Below are 4,393 nucleotides of genomic sequence, written 5' to 3' on the forward strand. Positions count from 1 at the left end.
CTAAAAGAAAATATTTTAAGGAAATTTTAAGGAAAAACTCTTTTCTTTGGACGAATGTTTAGCTATACTAACATATGTTAATGGTTCGCCATTAGCGAGGTTCGTTTTCGAACCCCATAATTGAAACCTTCTTCTCTCTTTCTCTCTGCCCCGGCGGGTTTCTCTTCCCGCCGGGCTTCTTTTTAATTTGTGAAAAAAAGTAAAACAAAAAATAAAAGCGCAAACTGCAAAAGCAATCTGCGCTCACATAGTTACCAAACTTAATTTTAATGGTAACGATTTAACGGCAACGCTTCGAAAGTGGCGCCCACGGTTCAAGCATTACTGGTTCTTGATCCAATACAGCTAAAGTTTCTTTGTCAAGGTACTTTTTGTTGATGATTATTTCGTTCACATAACGATCGAACCACTCTGCTGAGCCAACATAATAGCCGTCTTCGCCAGCATCCTTGCCCCAGCTGTTCTCAATCTTCCAGCGATCTGGCTCGCCATCTTTGTTAAGATTCACGCCAGTGAATGTCATTGCGTGATTTCCTGGGCAATCCATATATTCCAAGCCGTGAGCTTTATCGAATGTAAACTTCACATCAAACAATTCATCTACGCGCACAACTGCAGGATCGAAGAAGCCACTGTCACGCAAGGAGAACTGCGTGCAATCGCATGCAAACCAGATTGGATGACCATCTTTTAATTGGTCTACAGCTGCTTTTTTGAATACATCGAGAGGCACATTAACAAATTCCATTTCCTTTGTTTCAGCTACGTTGGTGCTGTACTTAAATTGGTAGAGCTTGTTGAATGGTGTGCGTTCCATAGGCGCGTTGCATATTGTTACGAAGTCGTTTACGTCAACTGGAACGTACTTCTTTGCGAACTCAAGTGGAGTAATTCCGTATTCACAAATCATTGGACGCTCATCTTTGCCGGTTTTTGGCTTGTCAGCTTTGCCGGTTTTCTCGCCATCTTTCTTGGTTTCGTCTTTTTCGCCGTCCTTCTTATCGTCATCGTCATCTTTAGTTCGTGCGAAGAAGTCAAACTGTGCAGGTGGTTCACCCAGGGCAATAGTTGTCATGCGATAAACGGTTTCCAAATCGCGAACTTTCATTTCGCGCAATTCTTCCAAAGAAGTTCCGTTCTTATGAGCTTCACGCAATTCGTATGCAAACTCGCGCAACTTGGTATTGATGTATTGTACGAATGCATCAGAGTCGACTGAGTTCTGTGAATCTGGATATGCACTCTTTGGCACAAGTCCGTACTTGTTTACCAAGTTGACGAACATTTGCCACCAGCCGCCGTCATCGATTGGACCATAGTTAATGCTCTCAAAAAGTCGGCTATTAACATCTTCATCAAGTGTTGAAAGCACATTTTCCAAATAAGCGTTTGCTTTTTCAATCTTGTCCCAGAAGAATAGGTAGCTTTCTGAAAACTCAAAGTCGTCTAAATTCCACTTATGCATTACTTCGTATCGCAAAGTATTAAGTGAGGCGAACATCCAGCAGCGTCCGGAGCGCTTCTGATTGGTAATGCTGCCTTGTTTTAATTCTATTGAGAATTCGCGAGGAAGAGCACGCTTGCCTTGGTAGCTTGTTGCGGCTTTAAGCACACCATTTGTTACTGCTGCATTCGCGGCGAGAAGATTTGCGCGCTGTTCGTTAAAATGTTTGGAATAATTTTTTACATGTTCCAGAGTTACGGCTTTGACGTTTTCAGCCATGAGCTTATTCATTCTCCTTTTAGAGTTGAAAGTACGAATAAAAAATATTGTATACTGCTCAATGTCTCGCGTGTGTTTCTTGTCTATGCCTATTTTCGGCATTTGCTTGAATACTATTAATTATTTTAGTTATACATTCTAGCGATACACTGCATTTCGCAAGTCGTCACGCATATTTTTCGCAGCAACAGCTGCAGAATCACGCACAATATCAAGAATGTCATCGAAAGACATATGACCTTGATTTTTAGCGTAATCTTCAGACTTTTTCCAAGCACCAATAATACCGCGCGAAGAATTTACAATAGCGCCTTCAGAATTTGCATCAAACATTCCTGCAACATCTTGAGCTGTACCGCCTTGAGCGCCATAGCCTGGAACAAGGAAGAAAGTGTGCGGCATAATCTCGCGCAAATGCTTGCCCTCCTGCGGATGCGTGGCACCTACAACTGCGCCAACTCTTGAATAACCGTGCTTGCCAATGCTTGAAGCACCCCAGTTCTCAATCAAATCCGCCATATGCTCATACACTGGCTTGCCATCTTGCAAAATAAGCTCCTGTAGCTCCTTGCTAGAAGGATTCGAAGTGCGAAGCAGCACAAAAATGCTTTTATCGTGCGCTAATGCTTCATCGATAAAAGGCTTCACTCCATCCGAACCCATATAAGGGTTTACTGTAAGCGAATCTTCATGCCAAACGTCAAGATTTTTAGAGCTTTTTAGAAGATTTTTAAGAGATTGTGGCAGTGCGTTATCAGTCGCATTTTCGTCTTCAAAATATGCAGAAAGATTAGCGAAGCCGCTTAAATGAGCCGCATACTGACCAGCTGTAGAGCCAATATCTCCGCGCTTTGCGTCACCTATTACAACTAATCCTTGCGATTTTGCGTATTCGCAGGTCATTGCGTAAGTATCGATACCTGCAGGACCAAGCGCCTCGTACATAGCGATTTGCGGCTTTACTGCCGGCACAATATCCGAAACCGCGTCAATAATCGCACAATTAAACTCAAAATAAGCTGTAGCTAAAAGCGTTGGCAGCGCATCCTCGCCTTCTACTTCTTGCAAAACTTCGTCCGCAAGAGAGCTAATAATTTCGGCAGGAACAATTCCAGGCTTAGGATCCAAGCCCACTACGCTAGGATTTTGCTTGGTTGCAATCGCTTCAATAAGTTCGTCCATAATTTACTACCATTCCAAATTTATATTTAATCAATCACATTCTCGAGAAAGCAATTTCTGAACCAATAATCGTCGCAACAGGCCTGCCCGTAAGTTGCCATCCATCAAAAGGAGTGTTTCGAGCTTTTGAATGGAACGAATTTGCGTCAACCGCCCAATTTTCGCGCATATTAATCAGCACTAAATCAACGTTTTCAGGGTGCTCAGTAATACTTAAACGCAGCGTTCGCTTGTTTGCGCATCGCGAAGAAACGTTAAGCAAAGCCGCAATATCAGTAGGTCTTCTGCTCATCAATTGCATTGGATTTACTGCCATTAATTCGATTAAATGCTTATCGTCCGTATATCCTGCATCAACCAAAACTTTGCGGCACACGCCATACGCGCACTCAAGCCCAATAATTCCGTTAGGAGTGCTTGCAAAATCTCCTGACTTTTCTTCCGCAGTGTGAGGCGCGTGATCTGTTGCAATCATGTCAATTGTGCCATCCGCAATAGCAGCGAGCGTTGCTTGACGATCCGCTTTTGAACGAAGAGGAGGATTCATCTTAGCCATAGCACCATATCGCAAAACATCCTCATCACACAAAGCTAGATAGTGAGGCGCAGTTTCGCACGTAATCGGCAAATCCTCTTTCTTTGCCTTACGAATAGCTTCAAACGCAGCAGCAGTGCTCACATGCTGGAAATGCACATGTACGCCAGTTTCGCGGGAAGCATCAATATCTCGCTGAACAATTGCAAGCTCAGTAGAAGCTGGAATTCCACCAACACCAAGCATTTTTGCGACCGGACCCTCGTTCACAGCTCCCGTATCATGATGCTCACAATGCTCCACGAATGGCAAACCAGTTTGTTTTGCCATAGCTAACACATCTCGCAAAATCGGTTCAGGCACTGCAGCACCGTCGTCGCTTATAGCAGTAATCGGGTGCTTTTTCATAGGAGAAGTTTTTTCGTCATCGTCGATTCCAGCAACATACTTTTTCCAAAGCTCAATATTGCTTGGTTTTAAGCCTTTACGCCCCAATGATGCGCACACGCTCAAATCGTAGCGAACTGGCAATTTTACGCCGTAAATGCAGCCATAGCGCTGCAAATAGTCAACTACATTATCTACATCAAATGGAGCATCTTCCCAAGGCTCGCCGTCAAGAGCTGGAACAGTATTTGGCATAATCAAAACTTGCGTATAACCGCCAGCCGCAGCAGCCTCACTGCCGGTCATCATTGTTTCTTTTGCTGTTTGACCTGGATCTCTAAAATGCACATGCGGATCTGCAAAACCAGGAGCAATAACCCAATCGCTTGCGTCAATGTCGCCAGTAACGCGCGCATTCTGCTCTATAAGGGCATCCTGACGAACGCCATCAACAATAAGATCAATACGTTCGCCAGTATCCCACACAGAGATATTGCGCAAAGTTAAGGTGCCTGATTCGTTCATTTCACTCCTGGTTTTGCGTAATTTTTACAGTTATATAATAA

Annotated in this window: 3 protein-coding genes; all 3 read right to left on the minus strand. The window is 43.7% G+C overall.

The window, feature by feature from the left end; genetic code table 11:
• Positions 1-280: 280 nt before the first annotated feature.
• The 3 genes from A5295_RS04375 to A5295_RS04385 all read right to left on the minus strand — a co-directional run bounded on the left by A5295_RS04375 (position 281) and on the right by A5295_RS04385 (position 4,352).
• On the minus strand, positions 281-1,723 hold the full coding sequence (locus A5295_RS04375; RefSeq protein WP_033888419.1) for an aminopeptidase C: 1,443 nt from the start codon (positions 1,721-1,723) through the stop codon (positions 281-283).
• A gap of 138 nt (positions 1,724-1,861) precedes the next feature.
• Positions 1,862-2,905: an orotidine-5'-phosphate decarboxylase gene (gene pyrF / locus A5295_RS04380; RefSeq protein WP_064621837.1), complete on the minus strand. Its 1,044-nt coding sequence runs from the start codon at positions 2,903-2,905 to the stop codon at positions 1,862-1,864.
• Between the two features lie 34 nt (positions 2,906-2,939).
• Entirely contained in the window at positions 2,940-4,352 is a 1,413-nt protein-coding gene (locus A5295_RS04385) for a dihydroorotase (RefSeq protein ID WP_064621839.1), read from the minus strand.
• Between the last annotated feature and the right edge of the window lie 41 nt (positions 4,353-4,393).

The organism is Gardnerella sp. 26-12 (genome assembly GCF_001660745.1).
GTDB lineage: Bacteria > Actinomycetota > Actinomycetes > Actinomycetales > Bifidobacteriaceae > Bifidobacterium > Bifidobacterium swidsinskii.

Bases quoted from the DNA above. Each gene is read 5' to 3' on its own strand.
- A5295_RS04385 (WP_064621839.1), bottom strand. From the start codon at position 4,352: ATGAACGAATCAGGCACCTTAACTTTGCGCAATATCTCTGTGTGGGAT.
- pyrF (WP_064621837.1), bottom strand. From the start codon at position 2,905: ATGGACGAACTTATTGAAGCGATTGCAACCAAGCAAAATCCTAGCGTA.
- A5295_RS04375 (WP_033888419.1), bottom strand. From the start codon at position 1,723: ATGGCTGAAAACGTCAAAGCCGTAACTCTGGAACATGTAAAAAATTAT.